The organism is Stenotrophomonas sp. B1-1 (genome assembly GCF_010894375.1).
GTDB lineage: Bacteria > Pseudomonadota > Gammaproteobacteria > Xanthomonadales > Xanthomonadaceae > Stenotrophomonas.
The window spans coordinates 94,307-118,606 of record NZ_JAAIUZ010000011.1 but is presented as its reverse complement, the minus strand read 5'-3'; the positions used below and the strand labels follow the sequence as shown (position 1 = coordinate 118,606).

General features: G+C 67.3%; 17 protein-coding genes. 9 read left to right on the top strand and 8 right to left on the bottom strand.

Annotated elements, in window-relative coordinates; translation table 11 throughout:
* Window positions 1-21: 21 nt before the first annotated feature.
* A complete protein-coding gene (locus G4G00_RS08520; RefSeq protein ID WP_164272623.1) occupies window positions 22-765 on the top strand; it encodes a DUF3011 domain-containing protein in 744 nt (247 codons plus the stop codon).
* A 106-nt stretch (window positions 766-871) separates the two neighbouring features.
* Here the strand turns inward: G4G00_RS08520 and G4G00_RS08515 are convergent, their stop codons facing one another.
* From G4G00_RS08515 to G4G00_RS08505, 3 genes are all read right to left on the bottom strand, one after another.
* The gene (locus G4G00_RS08515) at window positions 872-1,516 is read right to left on the bottom strand and encodes a hypothetical protein (RefSeq protein ID WP_164272620.1); all 645 of its coding nucleotides are present in this window, start codon (window positions 1,514-1,516) and stop codon (window positions 872-874) included.
* Between the two features lie 58 nt (window positions 1,517-1,574).
* Window positions 1,575-3,134: a glycosyltransferase family 39 protein gene (locus G4G00_RS08510; RefSeq protein ID WP_164272617.1), complete on the bottom strand. Its 1,560-nt coding sequence runs from the start codon at window positions 3,132-3,134 to the stop codon at window positions 1,575-1,577.
* A 104-nt stretch (window positions 3,135-3,238) separates the two neighbouring features.
* Window positions 3,239-4,450 (bottom strand): cation:proton antiporter, encoded by a 1,212-nt coding sequence (locus tag G4G00_RS08505; protein WP_108753931.1) that lies wholly within the window; start codon window positions 4,448-4,450, stop codon window positions 3,239-3,241.
* A 134-nt stretch (window positions 4,451-4,584) separates the two neighbouring features.
* Here G4G00_RS08505 and G4G00_RS08500 point away from each other — a divergent pair, with 134 nt between their 5' ends.
* Both G4G00_RS08500 and ggpS read left to right on the top strand, forming a co-directional pair.
* Window positions 4,585-5,826 (top strand): MFS transporter, encoded by a 1,242-nt coding sequence (locus tag G4G00_RS08500; protein ID WP_164272613.1) that lies wholly within the window; start codon window positions 4,585-4,587, stop codon window positions 5,824-5,826.
* Window positions 5,827-5,891: 65 nt separating this feature from the next.
* Entirely contained in the window at window positions 5,892-8,141 is a 2,250-nt protein-coding gene (ggpS, locus tag G4G00_RS08495; RefSeq protein ID WP_164272938.1) for a glucosylglycerol-phosphate synthase, read from the top strand.
* Window positions 8,142-8,204: 63 nt separating this feature from the next.
* Here ggpS and blaL2 read toward each other — a convergent pair whose 3' ends face one another.
* Window positions 8,205-9,119 carry a L2 family extended-spectrum class A beta-lactamase gene (gene blaL2, locus G4G00_RS08490; RefSeq protein WP_164272610.1) on the bottom strand — a complete coding sequence of 305 codons (915 nt, stop codon included), beginning with the start codon at window positions 9,117-9,119 and terminating at the stop codon, window positions 8,205-8,207.
* Between the two features lie 176 nt (window positions 9,120-9,295).
* On the opposite strand from blaL2, the gene ampR reads away from it, so the two are divergent.
* Window positions 9,296-10,162, top strand: a complete 867-nt coding sequence (ampR, locus tag G4G00_RS08485; protein WP_108753934.1) for a LysR family transcriptional regulator AmpR — start codon at window positions 9,296-9,298, stop codon at window positions 10,160-10,162.
* Window positions 10,163-10,327: 165 nt separating this feature from the next.
* Here ampR and G4G00_RS08480 read toward each other — a convergent pair whose 3' ends face one another.
* Entirely contained in the window at window positions 10,328-12,193 is a 1,866-nt protein-coding gene (locus tag G4G00_RS08480; protein WP_108753935.1) for an ABC-F family ATP-binding cassette domain-containing protein, read from the bottom strand.
* A gap of 336 nt (window positions 12,194-12,529) precedes the next feature.
* On the opposite strand from G4G00_RS08480, the gene G4G00_RS08475 reads away from it, so the two are divergent.
* On the top strand, window positions 12,530-14,917 hold the full coding sequence (locus G4G00_RS08475; RefSeq protein ID WP_164272607.1) for a TonB-dependent receptor: 2,388 nt from the start codon (window positions 12,530-12,532) through the stop codon (window positions 14,915-14,917).
* Window positions 14,918-15,035: 118 nt separating this feature from the next.
* Window positions 15,036-16,733, top strand: coding sequence for a YbaL family putative K(+) efflux transporter (ybaL, locus tag G4G00_RS08470; protein ID WP_108753937.1), 1,698 nt, complete (start codon window positions 15,036-15,038; stop codon window positions 16,731-16,733).
* 228 nt (window positions 16,734-16,961) lie between these two features.
* Here ybaL and G4G00_RS08465 read toward each other — a convergent pair whose 3' ends face one another.
* Together G4G00_RS08465 and G4G00_RS08460 are read right to left on the bottom strand one after the other, a co-directional pair.
* Window positions 16,962-18,248, bottom strand: coding sequence for an aminotransferase class I/II-fold pyridoxal phosphate-dependent enzyme (locus G4G00_RS08465; RefSeq protein WP_164272604.1), 1,287 nt, complete (start codon window positions 18,246-18,248; stop codon window positions 16,962-16,964).
* A gap of 90 nt (window positions 18,249-18,338) precedes the next feature.
* Window positions 18,339-18,899 (bottom strand): hypothetical protein, encoded by a 561-nt coding sequence (locus G4G00_RS08460; RefSeq protein ID WP_240336099.1) that lies wholly within the window; start codon window positions 18,897-18,899, stop codon window positions 18,339-18,341.
* Between the two features lie 253 nt (window positions 18,900-19,152).
* On the opposite strand from G4G00_RS08460, the gene G4G00_RS08455 reads away from it, so the two are divergent.
* Genes G4G00_RS08455 through G4G00_RS08445 form a run of 3 tightly spaced genes read left to right on the top strand, consistent with a single transcriptional unit; the run spans window position 19,153 to window position 21,638 of the window.
* On the top strand, window positions 19,153-19,809 hold the full coding sequence (locus G4G00_RS08455) for a hypothetical protein (RefSeq protein WP_164272601.1): 657 nt from the start codon (window positions 19,153-19,155) through the stop codon (window positions 19,807-19,809).
* Between the two features lie 20 nt (window positions 19,810-19,829).
* Window positions 19,830-21,044 (top strand): hemolysin, encoded by a 1,215-nt coding sequence (locus G4G00_RS08450; RefSeq protein WP_164272599.1) that lies wholly within the window; start codon window positions 19,830-19,832, stop codon window positions 21,042-21,044.
* 18 nt (window positions 21,045-21,062) lie between these two features.
* Entirely contained in the window at window positions 21,063-21,638 is a 576-nt protein-coding gene (locus G4G00_RS08445; RefSeq protein WP_164272597.1) for a hypothetical protein, read from the top strand.
* A 21-nt stretch (window positions 21,639-21,659) separates the two neighbouring features.
* On the opposite strand, the gene clpB is transcribed toward G4G00_RS08445, so the two are convergent.
* Window positions 21,660-24,245: an ATP-dependent chaperone ClpB gene (gene clpB / locus G4G00_RS08440; protein ID WP_164272595.1), complete on the bottom strand. Its 2,586-nt coding sequence runs from the start codon at window positions 24,243-24,245 to the stop codon at window positions 21,660-21,662.
* Window positions 24,246-24,300 lie beyond the last annotated feature (55 nt).

Genomic DNA, 24,300 nt, shown 5'->3' with positions numbered 1-24,300 from the left:
CACACCGTATGGGGATTTGCCATGAAAGCGCTGTCCCTGGCCAGTCTGGCCACCACCCTGACCCTGGGCGCCCTTGCCGGGCTGACCCTGTCCCCCGCCCCCGCCGCCGCGCAGACCGGCGTGGTCCGCTGCGAAAGCCAGAACAACCGTGAACGGGTCTGCAGCACCGGCTGGCGCGACGCCCAGCTGGTACGCCAGCTGTCCGGCTCGGCCTGCGTGGAGGGCCGCACCTGGGGCAGCCGCAACGGCAGCATCTGGGTCAACGGCGGCTGCCGCGCCGAATTCGTCGAAGGCCGTGGCGGCTGGGGCGGCAACAACGGCGGCGGCTGGGGCGGCGGCAACAGCGGCAGCACCATCCGCTGCGAAAGCCAGGACAACCGCGAGCGCACCTGCCCGGTGAACTGGCGCGGGGCCACCCTGGTACGGCAGATCTCCGGCTCGGCCTGCGTGGAAGGGCAGACCTGGGGCGTGCGCCGGGGCGCCATCTGGGTCAACCGCGGCTGCCGCGGTGAATTCGCCGAAAGCCGTGGCGGCTGGGGCGGCGGCAATGGCGGCGGCTGGGGTGGTGGCAACAGCAACTACACCGTTACCTGCAGCAGCAACAACAACCGTACCCAGAACTGCAACTGGGATGAGCGCCAGGGCCGACCGGTCCTGCAGCAGCAGCTGTCCGGCAGTGCCTGCCAGGAAGGCCGCAGCTGGGGCTACTCCCGCGGCAGCGTGTGGGTCAGCAACGGTTGCCGGGCACGCTTTGGTACCCGTTGAGGCATGGGGTCGGATCCCTGGCCATCGGCCAGGGCTCTGACCCCTGCGCTGGCTGCCCGATGGGGTCAGAGCCCCTGCCTGCGGCAGGGGATCGGACCCCAACAGTTCAGTGCCGGGCCGGTGACTGCTCGGAACCCCACGGCGCCGGCGGCAGCGCCACCGGCTTGCCCAGGTCGAATTCGACGCGGAAACGCCGCCCGCCGGGGCGGGTCAGCTCATAGACGAAGCGCTGGTCCGGCTCGATCTCCATCGCCCACACGTTGTGGGTGGAGGCAAGCATGTCGGCGCGGCGGAACATGGCCACCGAATCGGCATCTGCAGGGAACTGCTGGCGCTGGGCGGTGCCCGGTGGCGTGCTGTCGCCGCCGTACAGGGTGATGACATCGGGGCTGCCATCGGCGTGCCGGTGGTCGTGCTTCAGTTTCAGCCCATGCTCGGTGCGGGTCAGGATCCAGGTGCGCGAATGGTCATCGCCCACATGGAACGGGATGCGCAGCTCATGGCCAGGGTCTTCGCAACCGCGCACGTGCATCACCAGCGGCTTGCCGGCAAACGGATCGTCGCCCGCGGGGGCCGGGGTGTCTTCCACCACCCGGCCGGCGAACGCCTGGCCGCAGTGCGCGGCCACGGCGGCCATGAAGGCATCGGAAGGCGCCGTGGCCACATCGTGGCTGATCGGGGGCTGCTGCTGCGAACAGGCCGCAAGGGCCAGCAACAACGCGGCGGACATGGAGGCGGAACGGACAGTCATGACCCCACCCTAACGGCCATGGCCAGCGCGCGCAAACCGCGGGCGCCGGCCGCCACGGTCAGCGCGCCGGCTGCAACCAGACCTCGCACTGCCCGACCGCCTGCTTCTGCGCACCGGCCGAATAGCGCTGCAGCAGCTGCGCCTGCCAGTGCGCACGCTCGGCAGTGCTGGCCAGCTGGTTGGGGCAGACCACCAGCGCGGCCAGGGGCAGGCCACCCAACGCCGCGTCGGTTTCCACCAGCGACCGCAGCACGTCATCCGAGGCCCAGTCCGGCACCATCACCCCGCGCCGGCCGGCACGGTAAGGCAGCTCGGACGACCAGTCCTGGCCCAGCGCCAGCACCACGCCATCCTGCGGCGTGCCCGCCTGGATCAGTGCGGCGATCTGCGAAATGTCGCTGGGCTGGCGCGCTTCCTTCATGTTCTTCAGGTAATGGGCCAGGCCGAAGCCGGTGGACAGCAGGCACAGCAACACCGCAAAGGCGATTGCCCAGCGATAGCGCCCACTGGCCTGCGCGCGCAACACCAGCGCCCACAGCACCAGGCCCACGATGGAGGTGGCGAACACCACCTGCGCGGCCTGGTAGTACGGGTGCACCACCTGCAGGTTGGTGAAGACCAGGAACGGCACCAGATAGGCCAGCAACAGCAACGCCACCGCCGCGCGCGTACGGCGCATGCCCAGGCCGGCTGCAACAACCAGCACGAACACCCAGTTCGAGCCGGTGGCGGCGCCAAAGCGCTTCTTGAACACCGCGCCCCACGTGGCCGGGTCAAGCCGCTGCTGCAGAGTGCCGTAGTTGAACGCACTCAGGCCTTCGGAGGTCACCTGCTGGCCCAGCGCCGACTGTGCCTTCAATGCATCGGCGTGCTGCAGCCACAGCAGCAGCGTGGCCAGAACGGCCAGCGCGGCCGCCACGCCCCAGGCCAGCAGCTTCCAGTGCGCGGCCAGCCACTGCGGGCGCCAGCCGTGCTCGCGCACCGCCAGCCACAGGAAGGCCAGCGCCACGAAGGCGGCATACGCGAAGAACGTGGTGATCTTCACCAGCGCCGACAGCACCGCCGCCAGCACCGCCACCACGCCCAACAGCGCCGTTGGCCGGCTGCGCAGGCCGGCCATGGCCCAGACGAACACCAGACCGAAGAACACGGCCGTCGATTCGATCAGCACCGCCCGCCCCCAGAACTGGGCGAACGGTGAAACGGCGAAGGCGGCGGCCACGCACAGTGCCAGCAGGCGGTCCGGGCGGAACGCCAGCACGGTGCGGTAGACCATGAAAATGCAGCCCACGTGGAACAGCAGCGAGACGATGCGACCGCTGTTGTCTGCGCTCAGCCCCGTGGCTGCCGACAACAGCGCGGCCAGCCACTGGTACAGCGGAAATTCGAAGGGAATGGACCAGGGCGCACCGATCACCGGCGTCAGGTAATCCAGCCAGGGCCCACCGCGCAGCAGCCAGTCGATCGACAGCGCGGTCTGGGTCTGGCGGAAGCCCGATGCATCCACCGGCGGCATCGACCAGCTGCTGGCGAACAGGATCAACAGCGCGACCGCAGAGAACCCCAACAGGATACGGGCGGGCAGCAAGCTGCGGCGGTGGTTCACTTCCTCGATCACGCGTGGCGCTCCTGTGCAGGCCGGCGCGCGTCAGGGCGGTGCGGCCGGGCGCGCAGTGTCCGGTCTGCGCTGCCGCAACGCAAGCGCAGCGCGCGCCCGCGCACTCAGTCGCGCACAGGCACCGGCGCGATCACTTCGGTCGCCGCCACCGGCGCGCCCTCGCCTTCACCGGCAGGTTCCTGCTCCACCGGATCGACATCGAAGGGTGTGCGGAACACCAGCGACGGCAGCAGCGTGGTCAGCGCGGCGTACAGCAGCAGCGCACCGAACAACACCGCCGGAATCTGGAAGCGCTCGCGCATGATCGCCGCCAGCACCAGGGTGAAGATCAGGGTGGGCGCCAGCGCCAGCGACACCCGCAGGCTGCTGCGGAAGCTTTCGCCGAACATGACCCGGCGCTGCAGCCAGACCACCGCAATGCGCAGCGGCAGCACCACCATGGTGATCACCACGCCCAGCCCCAGCGCCTCGAAGCTCAGCGCTTCGCTGGGCACCTTGGTGCCGGCATTGAAGAAGTAGAACGGCACGAAGAACGAGGCGAACAGGCGCAGCGCGTGCAGGTTCTCGTGCGAAGCCAGCAGCGGCATGCGCTGGTGCAGCAGGCGCGCGACCAGGCCGGCGATGAACGCGCCCACCAGGTAGTACACGCCCAGCAGGTAGGTGATGTAGGCCGCCACCATGCCCACCATCACCAGCAATGAAAATTCCGAACCGGGCGCATGCGGCGCCACCCAGCGCCCCAGGGCGATGAACAGCAGCGGCAGGCCGACCATCATCGCCAGCAATGCGCTGCTGGACATTGCCATGTGCCACGGATCGCCGGCCTGCAGCACCACGAACAGCGCCGCCAGCGCCAACAGTTCACCGGCAATGGCCTTGCTGGTCACCCAGAACCGCTCGTCTTCGCTCAAGCCCAGCCGTGACAGCGAATCCATGATGAAACCGGTGGACGGGGTGAGCAGGGCCAGCGCCAGCAGACCCGCGGCCTGCCACGGCAGGCCCGCATAACGCCACGCCAGCCAGCCCACACCGAACAACGTTGCACTGCGGATGACCAGGTGCGCCAGCAGCGGCCACAGCCCACGCCGCAGCGCGGCCAGATCCACTTCCAGCCCGGCGAACAGGAACAGTGAAGAAATCCCCAGCGTCGCCAGCAGGCCGATCACCGCATCATGCGAACGCTCGCCCAGCCACAGCATGGCGATGATGCCGAACAGCAGGCAGGTGAGCGGTGCCGGCAGGCTGAAGCGCTGCAGCGCGCGCGGTATGACCAGCAGCGCGAAGATCAGCAGCAGGTAGATCAGTTCATGGCTCATCATGACTTCCGTGTGGAACGAACGCGCGAAGCATGCGCGCGGCCGCGCCGCGCTGCAAATCGAACGGGGCTGAAATGCGGGTGTGTTAGGGTGGGACAGGTGTTTTCTCCACCTTCTCCATCGAGGCCGCACCCATGTGGCGGCTGACGGCCCTGTTACTGGGCGTGGCGCTGCTGCTGACCGGCAGCGGGCTGCTGGGCACCCTGCTGGCCGTTCGCGGCGGGCAGGAAGGCTTCAGCGCCGGCACCCTGGGCTGGGTGATGTCGGCCTACTTCGCCGGCTATTTCATCGGCACCTTCACCGCCCCGCCCTTGATCCGCCGCATCGGCCACAGCCGGGCATTTGCCTTCCACGCTGCGCTGGCCACCATGGCCGTGCTGCTGCACCCGCTGTGGATCAGCGCTGCCGGCTGGATCGTGCTGCGCGTGGTAACCGGCGTGGCACTGGTGGGCCTGTACACGGTGATCGAAAGCTGGCTCAACGCCGAACCCGACCCGCAGCGGCGCAGCCGGGTGTTTTCGGTCTACATGATGGTGAACCTGTCGGCGCTGGCGCTGGGCCAGGTGCTGCTGCTGGCCGGCGATACCGGTGCGGCCACCATGTTCTCGCTCACCGCCCTGCTGGTGTGCGCGGCCATGTTGCCGGTTACCGCCACCCGCCTGAAGCAGCCGGAGGTGCCCAGCGTGCCGCGGCAGACGCTGCAGCGTCTGTACGCGCTGGCGCCGGTGGCCACCGTCGCCGCCGCGCTGTCCGGCCTGGCGATGGGGCCGTTCTGGGGCCTGCTGCCGGTGTATGCCGAACAGATCGGCCTGCGTGATGGGCAGGTACCGCTGTTCATGCTGGCGGCAATTGCCGGCGGTGCGTTGCTGCAATGGCCGCTGGGCCGGATCAGCGATGGCCATGACCGTCGACTGGGCCTGCTGTGCCTGAGCGTGCTGGCCGCCGCCGTGGCCGCGCTGGCCGCATTGCCGCCGCTGTCGCAGCAGGTGCACCTGATGTTCGTGCTGGTGTTCTGCTATGGCGGCCTGGCGTTCGCGCTCTATCCGTTCGCCGTGGCGCACATGCTGGATTACCTGCCCACGCCGGACCTGCTGTCCGGCTGCAGCAGCCTGCTGCTGGTGCACGGTATCGGCGCGGCCATCGGGCCGGCGCTGGCCGGTGCGCTGATGCAGCGCTACGGCGCGCCAGCCCTGCCGCTGTACTTCACCGCCGTGCTGACCGCGCTGGCCGCCTTTACCGCCCTGCGCCTGCTGCGCCACGCACGCCTGCGCACCCACCCGGCGCCGTTCCGGCCCATGCTGCGGACCACGCCTGCGGCCCTGGAACTGATGCCGGAAACCGAATCTCCCACCGTACCCACGAAGGAAGTGCATTGACTGTCGAGTCCCCGACCCTGATTCCGAACCCCCTCCTTTCCAGCAGCACGGCCACCGGGCCACAGCTGATCCTGGCCACCGACCTGGATGGCACCTTCCTGGCCGGCAGCGCCGCCCAGCGCCACCGCCTGTACCGGCTGGTGGACCAGCACCCAGGCATCGCCCTGGTGTTCATTACCGGGCGCGGCCTGGAAGCGGTGATGCCGCTGCTGTCCGACCCGGCCATTCCCCGCCCCGACTACATCGTCTGCGACGTGGGCGCCACCGTGGTGCACGGCCACACCCTGCAGCCGTTGCAGCCGCTGCAGTCGATGATCGACGCACACTGGCCCGGCGAACAGGTGGTGGCCGAAGCGATGCGGCCGTTCACCGCACTGCAGCGCCAGGATGTTCCGCAGGAACGCCGCTGCTCCTATTTCTGCGATCCGGCCACGCTGGCCCCGTTGCGCGCGCAGATCCAGCAGACCGCGGCGGAACTGGGCTGTGACGTGCTGTATTCGGCCGACCGCTACCTGGACATCCTGCCGCCGGACACCGACAAGGGCCGCACCCTGGCCGCGCTGGCGCGCCTGCTGGAACTGCCGCGCGAGCGCATCCTGGTGGCCGGCGATACCTTGAACGATCTGTCCATGTACCAGGCCGGTTTCCGCGGCGTCTGCGTGGGCGAATCGGAGCCGGCGCTGACCGCGGCCACCGCTGATCTGGCCAACACCTACCACGCCCACGAACCCGGCTGCGGCGGCATCGTGGAAGCCATCGAACACTTCGGCCTGCTGGCCGCCGATGACCCGTACCTGCATGCGCCGACCGCCGCGCGCGCGCAGGGCGCCGAACTGGTGATGGTCTACCACCGCCTGCCCTTCGATGAAGCCATCGAGGACGGCAAGCTGGTGCAGCGACCGCCTCGCTCGCCCAACGGCATCATCCCCTCGCTGCTGAGCTTCTTTGAAGGTGGCCAGCGTGGCAGCTGGGTGGCCTGGGGCATCGACGATCCCAAGCACCGCCCGTTCCAGCGCCATGTGCAGGTGGACGCGCAGCACTACCCGACCCTGCGCGCCACCCGCGTGCCGCTCAGCCGCCAGGACGTGGACATCTTCTACAAGCGGTTTTCCAAGGAAGCGTTCTGGCCGATGCTGCACGTGTTCTGGGAACGCGCGCGGTTCCGCGAAGACGATTGGCAGGTGTTCCTGAAGGTGAACCGCCGCTTCGCCGAGGCCGTGGCCGACGAAGCCGCGCACGGCGCCACGGTGTGGATCCACGACTACAACCTGTGGATGGTGCCGGCCGCGCTGCGCGAACTGCGCCCGGATCTGAAGATCGCCTTCTTCCACCACACCTACTTCCCCTCCGCCGATGTGTTCAACGTGGTGCCGTGGCGGCGCGAGATCATCGGCAGTCTGCTGTGCTGCGATTACATCGGCTTCCATATTCCGCGCCAGGTGGAAAACTTCGTGGACGTGGTGCGTGGCGCCATGCCGGCCGAGCGCCTGGCCTGGGAAAGCTGCGCGCCGCGCTTCTTGACCTACGGCTGCGCGGTGGGCCTGGACACCATGACCACCCGCCTGCGCGTGGGCGACCGCGATGTGGCGCTGGGCGCGCACCCGGTCGGTACCGACGTGCGCCGCATCCGCAACCTGCTGGCGCGTGCCGAGGTGCGCAACGACCTGTTCAAGCTGCGCCGCGAGATCGGCGCACGCAAGCTGGTGCTGTCGGTGGAACGGCTGGACTACACCAAGGGCACCCTGGCCAAGCTGGAAGCCTTCGAACGCGTACTGGAACAGTACCCAGAGCACTGCGGCAAGGTCACCCTGCTGATGGTCTGCGTACCCGCCGCGCGCGAGATGACCGTCTACCGCACGCTGCAGAACCAGATCGAACAGGCGGTGGGCCGCATCAATGGCCGCTTCTCGCGGCTGGACTGGACCCCGGTACGCTTCTTCGCCCAGGCCCTGCCGTTCGAACAGGTGGTGGCGCACTACGCCGCCGCGCAGGTGATGTGGATCACCCCGCTGCGTGATGGCCTGAACCTGGTGGCCAAGGAATTCGTCGCCACCCAGGGCATTGAAGGCACGCCCGGCGTGCTGGTGCTGAGCGAATTCGCCGGCGCGGCGGCCGAGTTGAAGGGCGCGGTGCTGACCAATCCGCACGACCCGGCCGATCTGGCCGCCGGCCTGCTGCAGGCGCTGTCCATGCCCGAAGAAGAGGCCAGCGCGCGCCTGCGCCAGTTGCAGGGCATCGTGGAGTACTACGACGTGGATCGCTGGGGCCGTGATTTCCTGGCCGCGGTGGAAGGCAGCGACACACCCGCCAGCTGACGCACAGGGGTCGGATCCGTTTCCTACCGAAGCGGCTCCGACCCCGCACTGCGCCCTTGCACTTCAGCCAATCAGTGCATCGGCCAGGGCGCCTACACGCGCCAGCACCGCAGCGCGCTGCGCCTCGTCCACGCGGGCCCCCTGCAGATAGGCGGTGATGACCCACGGCGTTCCGCCCGCACGCGGCCACAGCACGGCGATGTCGTTGCGCGTGTCCTCGCCGTTGCTGCCGGTCTTGTCACCCACCCGCCAGCGCGGGCCCAGGCCCGCGCGCAGGCAGGCATCGCCGGTCTGGTTGTCGACCAGCCAATCGGCGAACTGCAGCCGCGAAGGTGGCAGAAGGCCAGCACCCACCGCGAACCGGGCCAGACTGGCCGCCATCGCCGCCGGGCTGGTGGTGTCGCGCGGGTCGCCCTTCGCGAAACGGTTCATGTCCGGCTCGTAGCGATCATTGCGGGTGACCGGGTCGCCCTGCGCACGAAGGAAGGCGGTCAGCGCCGCCGGCCCCCCGTTCACCCCCAGCAGCAGGTTGGCGGCAGTGTTGTCGCTGGTGGTCAGCGTGCCGCGGCACAGGTCGCGCACGCTCAGGTCCTTGCCGACGTGGCGGCGGGCCACTGGCGCGTAGGACAACAGATCCTGTTCGGCGATCGGCACGCGGGTGTCCAGCGAAAGGCGACCGGCGTCGGCCAGGCTCAGGATGTGGGCCACCAGCATCGATTTGAACGTACTGCACATCGGGAAACGCTCGTCCTGGCGGTGCCCGCCGAGGCGGCGGCCGCTGCCGGTGTCCAGCACGGTCACGCCAAGGCGGCCGCCGCTGGCTTTCTCCAACGCGGCGAAATCCACCGCACCGGCAATGGCGGCGGACGTGGCCGGGCCGGCAGGGGCAGGCACGGCGGCCCGCGCCAAGGCAGGCGCAAGCAGGGACGATGCGATGGCGGCACCACTGAGCTGCAGGAATCGACGGCGGGCGTGCATGGGCGGGCTCCGGGAAACGAACCCGGATTATTGAAAGCGTGGCGGCCCCGCGACCAACGCGAATTTTCAGGGCCAGGCATGAGTAGAACTCATGTCTAACGTAATCAACCCTTCCTTTGACGGCCGCACCGGTCAACACGCTAGGATGCACCCATCAGCCTGCCTCACACCTCCCGATGCTGCACCCCACCCTGCCGCTCAACGCCCTGCGCGCCTTCGAGGCCGCGGCCCGCCACCAGAACTTCACCCGTGCGGCGCTGGAGCTGTGCGTCAGCCAGGCCGCGTTGAGCCACCAGATCCGCGGGCTGGAAGACCGGCTGGGCATCCGCCTGTTCCACCGCCTGCCACGCGGCGTGGCACTCACCGACGAGGGCGCCGCATTGTTCCCGGTGCTGCATGAAGCGTTCGAGCGCATCTCGGCCAGCATCGCCCGCTACACCGGTGGACCAGCGCGCGAAGTGCTGACGATCGGGGTGGTGGGCACGTTCGCCACCGGTTGGCTGCTGCCGCGCATGGCGGCCTTCGAGGCGGCGCACCCGGATATCGAGCTGCGCCTGCAGACCCACAACAACCGGATCGATCTGGCCGGCGAAGGGCTGGACCTGGCCATCCGCTTTGGTGAGGGCGACTGGCAGGGGCAGGCCTGCACGGCGATCCTCGATGCGCCGTTCGCGCCGCTGTGTGCGCCCGCGCTGGCGCGGCGGCTGAAGCAGCCGCGTGACCTCGGTACCGTGCCCCTGCTGCGCTCGTACCGCAGCGACGAATGGCCGCGCTGGCTGCAGGCGGCCGCCACCAGCGGCGTGGAGGCCAGAGGCCCGGTGTTCGACTCTTCGCTGACCCTGGCCGCCGCAGCGGCCGGTGGCGCCGGCGTGGCCCTGCTGCCGCTGCGCATGTTCGAAGCCGAACTGGCCGAAGGGCGCCTGCTGCAGCCGTTCGCCACCACGCTGGAGCTGGGCCGCTATTGGTTGACCCGGCTGCGCTCGCGCAGCGAACGCGAACCGGCCAAGCGATTCCGCGAATGGTTGCAGGCGCAGGGCGGGTGATCCCGCCGGGCACGGCCCGGCGCTGCCGATGGATCGCGAACACCGCTGACGCCGCCGGGCACGGCCCGGCGTTACCCGCGTTCGCGGTGCCTCGGTAGCGCCGGGCCATGCCCGGCGAGCGCAGCGGATCGGGGAAAGCCGCCGGGCCGTGCCCGGCGGATGCCCTCAGGATTCCAGCAATTCCATCCACGCCGCTTCGGCTTTTTCCAGCTGCGCGGCAGCAGTCTCGCGCTCGCGCCCCAGCACGGCCATGCGGGTGGCATCGGCGTAGTTGGCCGGGTCGGCCAGCTGGCGGTCCAGCTCGGCCAGGCTGGCTTCCAGCTCGGCCACCTTGGCTTCGGCGCTGGCCAGCTTGTGCGGGTTGGCTGGCTTCTTCTGCACCACCTGCGCCACCGGTGCGGTCTTGACCACCACCGGCTCTTCCACCTGCTCCATGCGCGCCTTGGTGCCCTGCGCCTGCGGACGGGTGCGCAGCCAGGCGGCGTAGGCGTCCAGGTCGCCATCGAACGGCTCGACCACACCGTCGGCCACGCGCCAGTAGGTATCGCAGACCAGGCCGATCAGATGGCGGTCATGCGACACCATCACGATGGCGCCCTCGAAGGTGGCCAGCGCTTCGGCCAGCGCCTCGCGCATTTCCAGATCCAGGTGGTTGGTCGGTTCGTCCAGCAGCAGCACGTTCGGCTGCTGCCAGGCGATCAGGGCCAGCGCCAGGCGCGCGCGCTCGCCACCGGAAAAACCGTCCACCGGCTCGAATGCGCGGTCACCGGGGAAATTCCACTTGCCCAGGAAATCGCGGAAGGCCTGGTTCGGCGCATCCGGGGCGATCTCGCGGAAATGCTCGATGGGCGACTGCCCTTCGTGCAGCGATTCGACCGTGTGCTGGGCGAAGTAGCCGATGCGCAGGTCCGGGTGCGCCGAGCGCTCGCCGGCAATCGGCTTCAGTTCGCCCACCAGGGTCTTCACCAGGGTGGTCTTACCGGCGCCGTTGGGACCCAGCAGGCCAATGCGCTGGCCCGCTTCCAGGCCGAAGCCCACGTTGTTCAGGATCACCGCGTCGCTGCCATAACCGGCCTCGACGTGGTTCAGGCGGATCAGCGAGAACGGCAGCTTGGCCGGCGGTGCGAATTCGATGCGGAATTCGCGCTCGGCACGCACCGCTTCGGTACCGGCCAGCTTGGCCAGTCGCTTCATGCGGCTCTGCGCCTGCGCAGCCTTGCTGGCCTGCGCCTTGAAGCGGTCGATGAAGCTCTGCAGGTGGGCGCGCTCGGCCTGTTCCTTCTCGTGCGCGATCTGCTGCTGGCGCAGCTGTTCGGCGCGCTGGCGCTCGAAGTCGGTATAGCCACCGGGGTACAGCTTGGCCCCGCCACCGTGCAGGTGCAGGGTGTGGGTGGCCACGTTGTCCAGGAACTCGCGGTCGTGCGAAATCAGCAGCAGGGTGCCCGGGTACTTCAGCAGCCACTGTTCCAGCCAGTACACCGCGTCCAGATCGAGGTGGTTGGTCGGTTCGTCCAGCAGCAGCAGGTCGCTGGGCATCATCAGCGCGCGGGCCAGGTTCAGGCGCACGCGCCAGCCGCCGGAGAACGAGGACACTGCGCGGTGGTGGGTCTCGGCCGGGAAGCCCAGGCCGTGCAGCAGCTTGCCGGCACGCGCTTCGGCGTCGTAGGCGTTCAGCTCAGCCATGCGCGTATGCGCTTCGGCCACCGCTTCCCAGTCTTCGCGGGCGGTGGCATCGGCCTCGGCCGCCAGCACCGCGGCCACTTCGGTATCGCCACCCAGCACGAAGCTCAGTGCCGGGTCGGGCAGCGACGGGGTTTCCTGGGCCACGCTGGCGATGCGCACCTTGCCGGGCAGGTCCACATCGCCCTTGTCGGCTTCCAGTTCGCCCTTCACTGCAGCGAACAGGCTGGACTTGCCGGCCCCGTTACGGCCAACCACGCCCACCCGGTAACCGGCGTGCAGGGTCAGGTCGACGTTGGACAACAGCAGCCGCTCGCCGCGGCGCAAGGCGAAATTACGAAGCGAAATCATGGGGGAAGGCGTCCATATAACCGAATGGAATGTGCTGGTGAGCACTGTTCCTGCGACGCAATTCTAGCGTTAACGAATACTTGACGCGCCCCGGGATGCGCGGTGGCAGGCCAACTCTCTCCCGCGTCGGCCCCGCGCAGCCCCCGGCCCCTCCCCCCGCTTCACTGCCTGTCACAGCTAAATGGTTGCCACGGCAACATTTTTTCCTGTTACCACCATTTGACAGGCACTGAATATCCCGTTAATTCCTGCATTGCGCACCGCAACAACCGTCGTCCGCCTCACCCTGTGATGTCGATTCCGGTGCCCGCCCCCGCCAACCGGAGCCCCCTCCCGATGACCCGCAAGACCAGCCTGATCGCCGCCGCCGTCGCTGTCGCCCTCGGTGGTTCCTCGTTCGCCGCCCTGGCCCAGCAGATCGGCACCGCCGCCAACACCCTGGACACGGTGATCGTCACCGGTACCCGCGTGGCCGACCGCACCGTGGCCGAATCGCAGTCGCCCATCGACATCATCACCCCGGAAATCCTGCAGTCCACCGGCAGCGGTGAACTGGCCACGGCGCTGTCGCGCGCCCTGCCCTCGCTGAACTTCCCCCGCCCGGCCCTGACCGACGGCACCAGCGGCGTGCGCCCGGCGCAGCTGCGCGGCCTGTCGCCGGACCAGGTGCTGGTGCTGGTGAACGGCAAGCGCCGCCACACCTCGGCCATGATCAATGTGAACGGCACCATTGGCCGTGGTTCCTCGGCGGTGGACATCAACGCCATCCCGATCGCCGCCATCGAGCGCGTGGAAGTGCTGCGCGACGGCGCCTCGGCGCAGTACGGCTCGGACGCCATCGCCGGCGTCATCAACATCGTGCTGAAGGGCAGCGGCAGTGGCGGCAGCCTGGCCGTCGATTACGGCCAGTACTCGGCCGGTGACGGCAACAAGTACCAGCTCTCCGGCGATACCGGCCTGGAATTCGGCGGCGGCCGTGGCCGCGTGCACGTGGCCGGCCAGATCAGCCAGCAGGATGAAAGCAACCGCGCCGGCCCGTACCGCGGCACCACCCCGAACACCGGCAACTACCCGTCCATCGGCCAGACCACCTTCGTGGTGGGCGACCCGAAGGTGGACGCCACCGCCGTGTCGGCCAACGCCAGCTTCGACTTCAGCGACCACATCACCGGCTACGCCAACGCGATCCTCAGCAACCGCGACATCACCTCGTTCGCGTTCTACCGCTCGCGCAACCACAACGGCCAGACCGCGTTGCTGGCCCAGGTCTACCCGGACGGCTTCGTGCCGGAGATCAACCAGTATTCCAAGGACCGTTCGGTGGTGGCCGGGGTCAAGGGCAACACCGACAGCGGTTGGACCTGGGACCTGAGCCTGAACCACGGCGAGAACACCCTGGATTTCCACACCCGCAACAGCATCAACTACAGCCTCGGTGCGACCAGCCCGCGCTCGTTCTACGACGGCACGCTGAAGTACCAGCAGGACGTGTTCAATGCCGATATCACCAAGTCGCTGGACTGGGGCCTGGCCTATCCGGTCACCCTGTCCTTCGGCGGTGAATACCGCAAGGAGAAGTGGGACCAGAACCCGGGCGAACTGAACTCCTACACCGGCAGCGGCGCGCAGGGCTTCGGCGGCTTCACCCCTACCAATGAAGTGCATGCCGACCGCCACAACTACGCGGTCTACGCCGGCCTGGAAGCGGACCTGACCGACAAGTTCTCGACCGGCATCACCGGTCGCTATGAAGACTATTCGGACTTCGGTGATCGTTTCTCGGGCAAGCTGTCGGCGCGCTACGCCTTCACCGACAAGGTCGCACTGCGCGCCACCGCCTCCAGCGGCTTCCGCGCACCGTCGCTGGCCCAGCAGGGCTACCAGGCGGTCACCAGCCAGTTCACCAACGGCGTGTTCGTCGAACGCGGCACCTTCCCGACCACCAGCACCGCCGCACAGGCACTGGGCGCTTCGCCGCTGAAGGCTGAAACCTCCACCAGCTACAGCGTGGGCCTGGTGCTGCAGCCGGTGGACCGCCTGTACGTGACCGTGGATGCGTACCAGATCGACATCGATGACCGCATCGCGCTGTCCTCCAGCATCACCACCAACACCGCCACCAGCAACCTGCTGGCCGGTCTGGGGCTGCCGCAGGTCACCGCGTTCTCGTACTTCACCAACGGCCTGGATACCCGCACCCGCGGCGTCGACTTCGTGTCCAGCTACACCGTGCCGTTCAGCGCCAGCAGCCTGGAGCTGACCGCCGCCTACAGCTACAACGACACCGAAGTGCGCCGCGTGGGCGGCACCCCGGCAGTGTTCAGCACGCTGGGCCTGACCCAGTCGCTGATCGGCCGTGATGAGATCGGCCGCATCGAAGACAGCTACCCGCGCGACAAGACCATTGTCAGCGGCACCTGGCGTTCGGACCACTGGGAACTGGGCCTGGCGGCCACCCGCTACGGCGAATTCACCGTGCGCAACTCCGCCACCGCCCTGCGTGACCAGACCTACGGCGACAAGTGGGTGCTGGACGCTTCGGTGAGCTACAAGCCGAGCAGCAACTGGACCCTGACCCTGGGCGCGGACAATCTGCTGGACGAGTACCCGGACCGCACCGAAGACCTGCAGAACTCGACCTTCGGCATGCTGCCCTACAGCAACTACTCGCCGTTCGGCTTCAACGGCGCGTATGTGTACGGCCGCATCAAGTACAACTGGTAAGCGGTATCGGTAGCGCCGGGCCACGCCCGGCGGTGCTGACCCCGTTCGCATTTTCGGTTTGCCGTATGTGGCCGCATCGGTGAAAATCGGGGCATCCCCCGATTACCTGCGAGTGCCGATGCACCATGACACCGACCTGATCAACATCGTGGCCGTTGGCCTGGGGCTCGCCTTCATCTTCGGTGCCCTGGCCAACAAGCTGCGCTTGTCGCCTCTGGTCGGCTATCTGGTCGCTGGCATCTGCGTCGGCCCGTTCACCCCCGGCTTCGTGGCCGACCAGGCCCTGGCCAACCAGCTGGCCGAGCTGGGCGTGATGCTGCTGATGTTCGGCGTCGGCCTGCACTTTTCCCTGAAGGACCTGATGGCGGTCAAGGCCATCGCCATTCCGGGCGCCATCGGCCAGATCGCCGTGGCCACCCTGCTCGGCTGGGGCGTGGCCTGGTTGATGGGCTGGCCGGCGCTGCACGGGGTCATCTTCGGTTTCTCGCTGGCCACCGCCAGTACCGTGGTGCTGCTGCGGGCCATGGAAGAGCGGCGCCTGCTGGAAACCATGCGCGGCAAGATCGCCGTCGGCTGGCTGATCGTGGAAGACCTGGCCTGTGTGCTGGCACTGGTGATGATGCCGGTGCTGGCCGGTGTGTTCGGCCCCGATGCCGCCAAGGAAACCCACACCCTGGGCAGCGTGCTGGCCGATATCGGCTGGACGTTCGTGCAGCTGGGCCTGTTCGTGGCGGTGATGCTGGTGGTCGGCCGCCGGGTCATTCCGTGGATCCTGGAACGCATTGCCGGCACCGGTTCGCGCGAACTGTTCACCCTGTCGGTGCTGGCCATCGCGCTGGGCGTGGCGTTCGGCTCGGCCATGCTGTTCGGTGTGTCCTTCGCGCTGGGCGCCTTCTTCGCCGGCATGCTGTTGAACGAATCGGAGCTCAGCCACAAGGCGGCGCACGATTCGCTGCCGCTGCGCGACGCCTTCGCGGTGCTGTTCTTCGTCTCGGTGGGCATGCTGTTCGACCCCAACATCATCGTGCAGCACCCCTGGCAGGTGCTGGCTACGGTGGCGATCATCATGTTCGGCAAGTCGGCGGCTGCGTTCTTCATCGTGCGCGCCTTCGGCCACCCCACCAGCACCGCGCTGACGATCTCGGCCAGCCTGGCGCAGATCGGCGAGTTCGCCTTCATCATCGCCGGCTTGGGCGTGGCGCTGCAGATCCTGCCCAAGGAAGGCCAGTCGCTGGTGCTGGCCGGTGCGCTGGTGTCGATCATGCTGAATCCGCTGGTGTTCGGCCTGCTGGACCGCTGGCAGGCCAAGCAGGAGCAGCTGCCGCAGGCGCCGGAACCGGAAGAGGCCACCGGCCCTTCGCGCGATCTGCATGACCACGCCATCGTGATCGGCTATGGCCGGGTGGGCAGCGAGCTGGCCCAGGTGCTGCGCGACCGCGGCGTGCCGGTGCTGGTGATCGACGACAACAAGGAACATGTCGAGCAGGCCCATGCCAAGGGCCTGGCCGCCATCCGCGGCAGTGCGGCCGCCGACCGGGTGCTGGCCGAGGCCCATCCCGAGCGCGCCAAGATCGCGGTGCTGGCCATTCCACAGCCGCTGGAAGCCGGTGAAGCGCTGGCCAAGCTGCGCGCCATCAATCCCGACCTGACCCTGCTGGCACGCGCGCACAGCGATGCCGAAGTGAAGCATCTGCTGGAACACGGCGCCGACGGCACGGTGATGGCCGAGCGCGAGCTGGCCTATTCGCTGGCGGAAATGATCATGTCCACCCCGCCGTACCGGAACCTGGGGCAGAACAGCATTCCGGTGGTGTAACGGGCGTGGGTAGGTGTCGACCTTGGTCGACACGGTGGCGCATGGGGTCAGATCCGTTCTCCTGCGGAAAACGGATCTGACCCCAGAAACAAGAAATCCCCGGCGGGCCCGCACCCGCCGGGGATCTGCATTGCCATGTTTGCCACGCCTTGGAGAGGCAGTTCCACCGTAACGCATCGCGCGGCCGGTGGTGATCGCCTTCGGCGATGACGACCAAGCGTGCGGCTATCAGGCGCTGTCCAGCGCCTGCTGCAGATCGGCCTGCAGATCGCCGATGTGCTCGATGCCGATCGACAGCCGTACCGTATCCTCGCTCACGCCGGCCCGGGCCAGTTCTGCAGCATCCAGCTGACGATGGGTGGTCGAGGCCGGGTGGGTGGCCAGCGACTTGGCATCGCCCAGGTTCACCAGCCGGGTGAACAGCTTCAACGCATCCAGGAAGCGCGCCCCTGCCGCGCGACCGCCCGGCAGGCCGAAGGTCAGGACGCCGGAACCGTGCCCGCCCAGATAGCGCTGCGCGGCGGCGTGTTCGGAGTCGTCAGGCAGGCCGGCATAGCGCACCCAGGCCACCTTGGCGTGGGCCTTCAGGAACTTCGCCACGGCCAGCGCGTTGGCGTTGATCCGCTCCATGCGCAGTGCCAGTGTTTCAATGCCCTGCAGGATCAGGAAGGCATTGAACGGTGACAGCGCGGCGCCGGTGTTGCGCAGCGGTACCACCCGCGCACGGCCGATGTAGGCGGCCGGCCCGAGCGCTTCGGTGTACACCACGCCGTGGTAGCTGGGGTCGGGCTGGTTCAGCCGTGGAAAGCGCTGCGCATGCGCGGCCCAGTCGAAACGCCCCGAATCGATGATCGCCCCGCCCAGGCTGTTGCCGTGGCCGCCCAGGTACTTGGTCAGCGAATGCACCACGATGTCGGCACCGTGCTCGAACGGGCGCAACAGGAAGGGTGTGGCCACGGTGTTGTCCACGATCAGCGGCACGCCGGCGGCGCGTGCCACCTCGGCAATGGCCGCGATGTCGGTGACATTGCCGCGCGGGTTGCCGATGGATTCAACGAACACCGCCTTGGTGCGCGCATCGATGAGTGCAGCGAACGCGGCCGGATCGGCCGGGTCGGCGAACCGCGCCTGGATGCCGTACTGCGGCAGCGTGTGCGCCAGCAGGTTCAGGCTGCCGCCGTACAGCGCACTGGCCGCCACGATGTTGTCCCCGGCCTCGGCGATGGTCTGGATGGCATAGGTGATGGCGGCCTGCCCGGACGCCAGGGCCAGCGCCCCGATGCCGCCTTCCAGCGCGGCCAGACGCTGCTCCAGCACATCGGTGGTCGGGTTCATGATGCGCGTGTAGATGTTGCCCGGCACCTTCAGGTCGAACAGGTCCGCGCCGTGCTGGGTGTCATCGAAGGCATAGGCCACGGTCTGGTAGATCGGCACCGCCACTGCCCGCGTGGTCGGGTCGGGTCGGTAGCCGCCGTGCACGGCCAGGGTTTCCAGTTGCCACTGCGGATCGCTCATTGCACACCCTCCAGGCGGGAAACCGTCACCATAGGGCAGCGCGCGCACCTTCCTGAGAGCGCATGGTGATAACGCCCGTACCGCTGGCTATCAGCGCGCCTCGGGCGCGCAGGCGGGGGCCTGGCCATTGCCGCACAGGGCGACGTCGCGCAACCAGCCCATCCAGGTCACCACATCCTTCGGTTCGGGTTCGGACCGGAATGCCTTCTGCACGGTGTGGAAACCCTGCAGCCCCTGGATGCCCTTGATCCAGGTGAACTCCGGCTTGCCGGTGCCGGGGTTGCGCGGGCAACCGAGCATCAGCACCGCGAAGGGGCGGCCCTCCTCCTCGCCCTCGCCCACCCAGTTGGCCTGCGCATCGGGGCAGGCCAGCTTCCAGCCGGCTTCGATGATGCCCAGGAACTCGCGCGGGGTGGCGTTGGCGGCGTGGGGGGCGGTGTTCACGGTGACCATGTCGGTCCAGTCCTGCACGGTCTGGCCCTGCGGGACGTATTCGACCAGGCGGTTGCCCTGCGGATCGGTGTCCTGGTGGGCCTGTGCGTAACCGGGCATGGCCGGCAGGCGGACCTGTTCCGTGTTGGCCGCCAGCGCCACTGCGGGCGCCAGAAGTGCGCCGAGGGTGAGACGCAACCGGGCAAGTCGGGATGTCATGGGTGGAACTCCTTCTCCAGTGGGTTGGAAACCGAGTGACCGGCGGGGGCCAGTGGCATCCATAGCATTACGCGTTTCGGCAGGCCAGCAGCAGCGGGTGACGCAATCGGCAGGGCCATGGTCCAGCAGCCCGTGAATTCCTGCGATGGAACTGAGATCAATGCCACATAACAGGCACAGCCGGCACGCAGAACGGAAGTGTGCACCTGCGCAGCCGTATCGTTGAGACACCCCCCCGGTGATGGAGCGTCGCATGGATGAGTTCGAAGATCACCCCGACGGCACGCGCCGGGTTTCATTTGGGCGCCTGCTGCTATTGAGCCTGCTGATGCTGCTCGGCGCATGCGCGAGCAAGGAACGTACGCCGCCACCGTATGAAGCAAATCCTTCGCCGAAAGAGGCGTATGAGGTGGTGGTTACTACGCATGACGCGCCGGAGGACATGTTCCTGTCAGGCGCAGCGGTTGGCTACCAGATCGCCGATAGCGGCTGTCTACCCCCCATCGAAAATTTCGAAGGCGTCAGCTACGGAATCGAAAAGCATCTTGTCGAAATACCCTTGAAGAAAACCGCTGCCGATAGGTACGTCGGAACCTACTTTCGCGATGGGCTGGCTAGCAAGGACTACTTTGGCCGCGGAATCTGCTCGTGGGACGTCCAGTACGTGAGCGCGAGCCTCAAGACACGAAGCACCAAGCAGTTCACCTACTTCCCTATAAGCACAACACCGCAGAAGCGAACTGCCACCCGCTATAGCCGAAAGGAAGTCAGGCCCCTACTTGATGACGGCGAGATCTATCCAGCGACTGATTTCTCCGAAGCCAGATTCGAAGAAACCATTCCGGTGTCGGACCGCGGTCAATTCTTCTCATACAGCATTTCCATCACCACATGGCGGGATGAAAAATGAACTCAAGAGTCCATGCTGGCTTGGCCAATGCAGCCTACGAAACACCCAAGCTGGACGGAAGGGGAGAGTTTGAGCGCATCCACATTGGCGCTCAGGAATTCGTGCCTGTAAAACATATGGACACACCTAGAGGCTATCAGGGAACCATCTACAGAAACGTCGGTACAGGCGACTACGTCGTAGCCCACCGCGGCACCGAATTCGACCGCGAGCTGCTGAAGGATGGCATCGTCGACCTCGGCATGGTCACCACGCGCTTCAATGCGCAGCTCAAGGACGCATTGGAGTTGACCCGACAGGCCAAGGTCATGGCCGAGCGCGATGGCACCCAGCTTTCCGTCACTGGCCACTCGCTCGGTGGCGGCATGGCGCAGGTCACCGGCCATCACCATAATCTTCCCGGCGAGGCATTCAACCCGTATGGCGCGGCCAGCCTGGGCTATCGCATTCCCAGCGGCCAGCCGGCGCATGCGGCGACCTTCGTCAACCATGTCACGGCCGGCGACTTCGTCAGCGCGGCCGGCAAGCACTACGGCAGCGTCGAGATGTATGCCTTGCCGGGCGAACTGGCCACCCTGCGCGGCGCAGCGCTCGCTTCCCGCCTGCCTGGAGTACTCTCCGCCGCAACCCGAGCTCCGCTGCCTGCCATCGCGCTGTCCGATTCGCACCGGATGAAGCACTTTGTCGATCGGGTCGAAGACGGCGTCGAAATCAAATCAGTACTGGATGACCCGTCAGCACGAATCACAGATCCTGAGGATCAGCGAAGAGTCGACGCCTATCGCACAAGCATCCATCAGATGCGCGCGACCGCGACGGTGATCGGACGTGGCGGACCCGGCCTGGTGCTGGACGCCGTGCACACGCTCCGTGGCCCGGATGAACCCGGCGCCTACGCCGAGCGCCAGGCCGAGGCGGCAAAGCGCGCCGCGCATCCTTTCAACCCTGCCGAACGCCGCAATGCGCCCGGCTCCCACGGCGGTCCGCAACGCGAGCGTCCCGAGTTCCAGACGGCATCGCCCTTGGGCCAACGCCTGGACCAGCTGCTCAACGCAGACCCCGAGCGTTTCAAGATCCTCAACCAGCAGATGTCTACCGGTGAGGCCGGCCAGGCGCTGAACCAGCAGGCGCGCAATCAGGTGAACGCAGAAGACGCGGCGCGCGAGCACGCCCAGGAACAGGCGCGCCAGCACAGCCTGCAACAGGAAACGCAGGCGGCCGCCATGCGTCGCTGATGCAGGGGAGACAGGACCATGGATGAGCGCGAACTTGAGGATCTGATCAGCAAGACCGCCGTGCTGATGGAACGCTATCAGCACATCTGCACGGAAATGGCCCAGCAGCAGTCACATCTTTCGGCTGCACTGAACGGCCTCACGCAGTCGTTGCCACAGCAATTCCGCCGCAGCGCGGACAACGCCATTGCTGGATTGACCCGCGAGGGCAGCGCCGCCGTCAAGCACGCCCTGCTCGCCCCCGTGGACGCTTACGAGCAGCAACTGACCGCCTCAGCAGAGCATCTTGGCCGCAGCACCGACGCGCTGGCGGCAGAAGTGAAGCGCCTGCAACTCACCTCGCGCGGTGTGCTGTGGAAAAGTGTGACCATCGCCTTGGCCAGCGGCACCACCTTGTTGGCCGGAACGGTGTGGCTGGGCGATCGCTACACGACAGAGATCAAGCGCAACCAGGTCGAGGCCCAGCTGCTGCGCGCCTACAACCGCGCCGACGTGGTGCTGTGTGGCAAAGAACAACTCTGCGCCAACGTAGACACCCGCGGCAGCGGTGTCGGCGATAACGGGCGCTACCGCCCGGTACGCCCCCGCCCGTAGGCGGGGACGCACACGACTGCATCAGGCCTTGGCAAACACCAGCTGGCCGCCATCGTTGCCAACCTCGATGGTATCGCCGTTGGCGAACGCACCGGACAGGATCTTCTGCGCCAGCGGATTCTCCAGCTGCGACTGGATGGCACGCTTCAACGGCCGCGCACCATACACCGGGTCGAAGCCCACGTTGCCCAGCAGGTCGAACGCCGCATCGGACACCACCAGCTTCAGCCCCCGCTCGGCCAGGCGCTTTTCCAGGCCACGCATCTGGATGCGCGCGATCTGCTTGATCTGCTGCTTGTCCAGCGGGTGGAACACCACGATGTCGTCCAGGCGGTTGATGAACTCCGGACGGAAGTGCGCCTGCACCACGCCCATTACCGCCGCCTTCATCTGCGTGTAGGCCTCCGGGCTGTCGTCGCCGCTCATGTCCTGGATCTGGTGCGAACCCAGGTTCGAGGTCATCACGATGACGGTGTTGCGGAAGTCCACGGTGCGGCCCTGGCCGTCGGTCAGGCGGCCATCGTCCAGCACCTGCAGCAGGATGTTGAAGACATCGGTGTGTGCCTTCTCCACCTCGTCCAGCAGGATCAGCGAGTACGGCCGGCGGCGCACGGCCTCGGTCAGATAGCCACCCTCTTCATAGCCCACGTAGCCCGGGGGCGCACCGATCAGCCGCGCCACGCTGTGCTTTTCCATGAACTCGCTCATGTCGATGCGGATCATCGCGTCGGCACTGTCGAACAGGAACTCGGCCAGCGACTTGCACAGCTCGGTCTTGCCCACGCCGGTCGGGCCCAGGAACAGGAACGAGCCTGCCGGCCGGTTCGGGTCGGACAGCCCGGCACGCGAGCGGCGCACGGCATCGGAAACGACCTTGATCGCTTCTTCCTGGCCGACCACGCGGTTGTGCAGCACCTCTTCCATACGCAGCAGCTTGTCGCGCTCGCCTTCCAGCATCTTGTTCACCGGAATGCCGGTCCAGCGCGAAACCACCTCGGCGATTTCCTCGTCGGTCACCCGGTCCTGCACCAGCTTGAAGTCGTTGCTCTCCGCTTCCTGGGCAGCGGCCAGCTGCTTTTCCAGCTGCGGCAGCAGGCCGTACTGGATCTCGCTCATGCGCGCGAAATCCTGGCGGCGCTGGGCAGCTTCCAGGTCCAGCTTGGCCTGCTCCAGCTGTTCCTTGATCTTGGTCGCCCCCTGCAGGGCGGCCTTCTCCGACTTCCAGATTTCGTTCAGATCGGAGAACTCGCGCTCCAGGCCATCAATGTCATTTTCCAGATCGGCCAGGCGCTGCCGCGACGCATCGTCCTTTTCCTTCTTCAGCATCTCGCGCTGGATCTTCAGCTGGATCAAGCGGCGCTCCAGGCGATCCAGTTCTTCCGGCTTGGAGTCGATCTCCATGCGCAGGCGCGAGGCAGCCTCGTCCATCAGGTCGATGGCCTTGTCGGGCAACTGGCGGTCGGTGATGTAGCGGTTGGACAAGGTGGCCGCGGCGACGATGGCCGGGTCGGTGATTTCCACGCCATGGTGCACGGCGTACTTTTCCTTCAGGCCTCGCAGGATCGCGATGGTGTCCTCCACCGTCGGCTCGCCCACGAACACCTTCTGGAAACGGCGCTCCAGCGCGGCATCCTTCTCGATGTACTTGCGGTACTCGTCCAGCGTGGTGGCACCCACGCAATGCAGTTCGCCACGCGCCAGCGCCGGCTTCAGCATGTTGCCGGCATCCATCGCACCGTCGGCCTTGCCGGCGCCGACCATGGTGTGCAGTTCGTCGATGAACAGAATGATCTGCCCTTCGCTCTTGGCCAGGTCGTTCAGCACGCCCTTCAGGCGCTCCTCGAACTCGCCGCGGAACTTGGCGCCGGCAATCAGCGCGCCCATGTCCAGCGACAGCACGCGCTTGCCGCGCAGGCCTTCGGGCACTTCGTCGTTGACGATGCGCTGGGCCAGGCCTTCGACGATCGCGGTCTTGCCCACGCCGGGTTCGCCGATCAACACCGGGTTGTTCTTGGTCCGGCGCTGCAGCACCTGGATGGTACGGCGGATTTCTTCATCGCGGCCGATCACCGGGTCCAGCTTGCCGCTCTCGGCGCGCGCGGTCAGGTCGATGGTGTACTTCTCCAGCGCCTGGCGCTGCTCTTCGGCATTTTCCGACTGCACGTTCTCGCCACCACGCAGCTTGTCGATGGCCGCCTGCAGGCGGGTCTTGTCGGCGCCGGCGGCGCGCAGCGCCATGCCAAGCGTGCCACCGTCTTCCAGCGCGGCCAGCACGAACCATTCGCTGGCAATGAAGGCATCGCCATTCTGCTGGGCCAGCTTGTCGGTGTGGTTCAGCAGGCGCCCCAGGTCATTGCCCAGCGACACGTTGCCGGCCTGCCCGGATACCTTCGGCAGTGCATCCAGCGCCTCGGCCAGGCGCTCGCGCAGCACCGGCACGTTCACACCGGCCTGGGCCAGCAACGGCCGCGTGCTGCCGCCCTGCTGCTCCAGCAGCGCGCTGAACAGGTGAACCGGTTCGATGATGCTGTTGTCGCGGCCCACGGCCAGCGACTGTGCGTCTGCCAGCGCCTGCTGGAAACGCGAGGTGAGCTTGTCCATCCGCATTGCGAATCCTCATCGGTTACAGAGCCGGCCCGCGCCGGCGATGCAGGGAAGATGC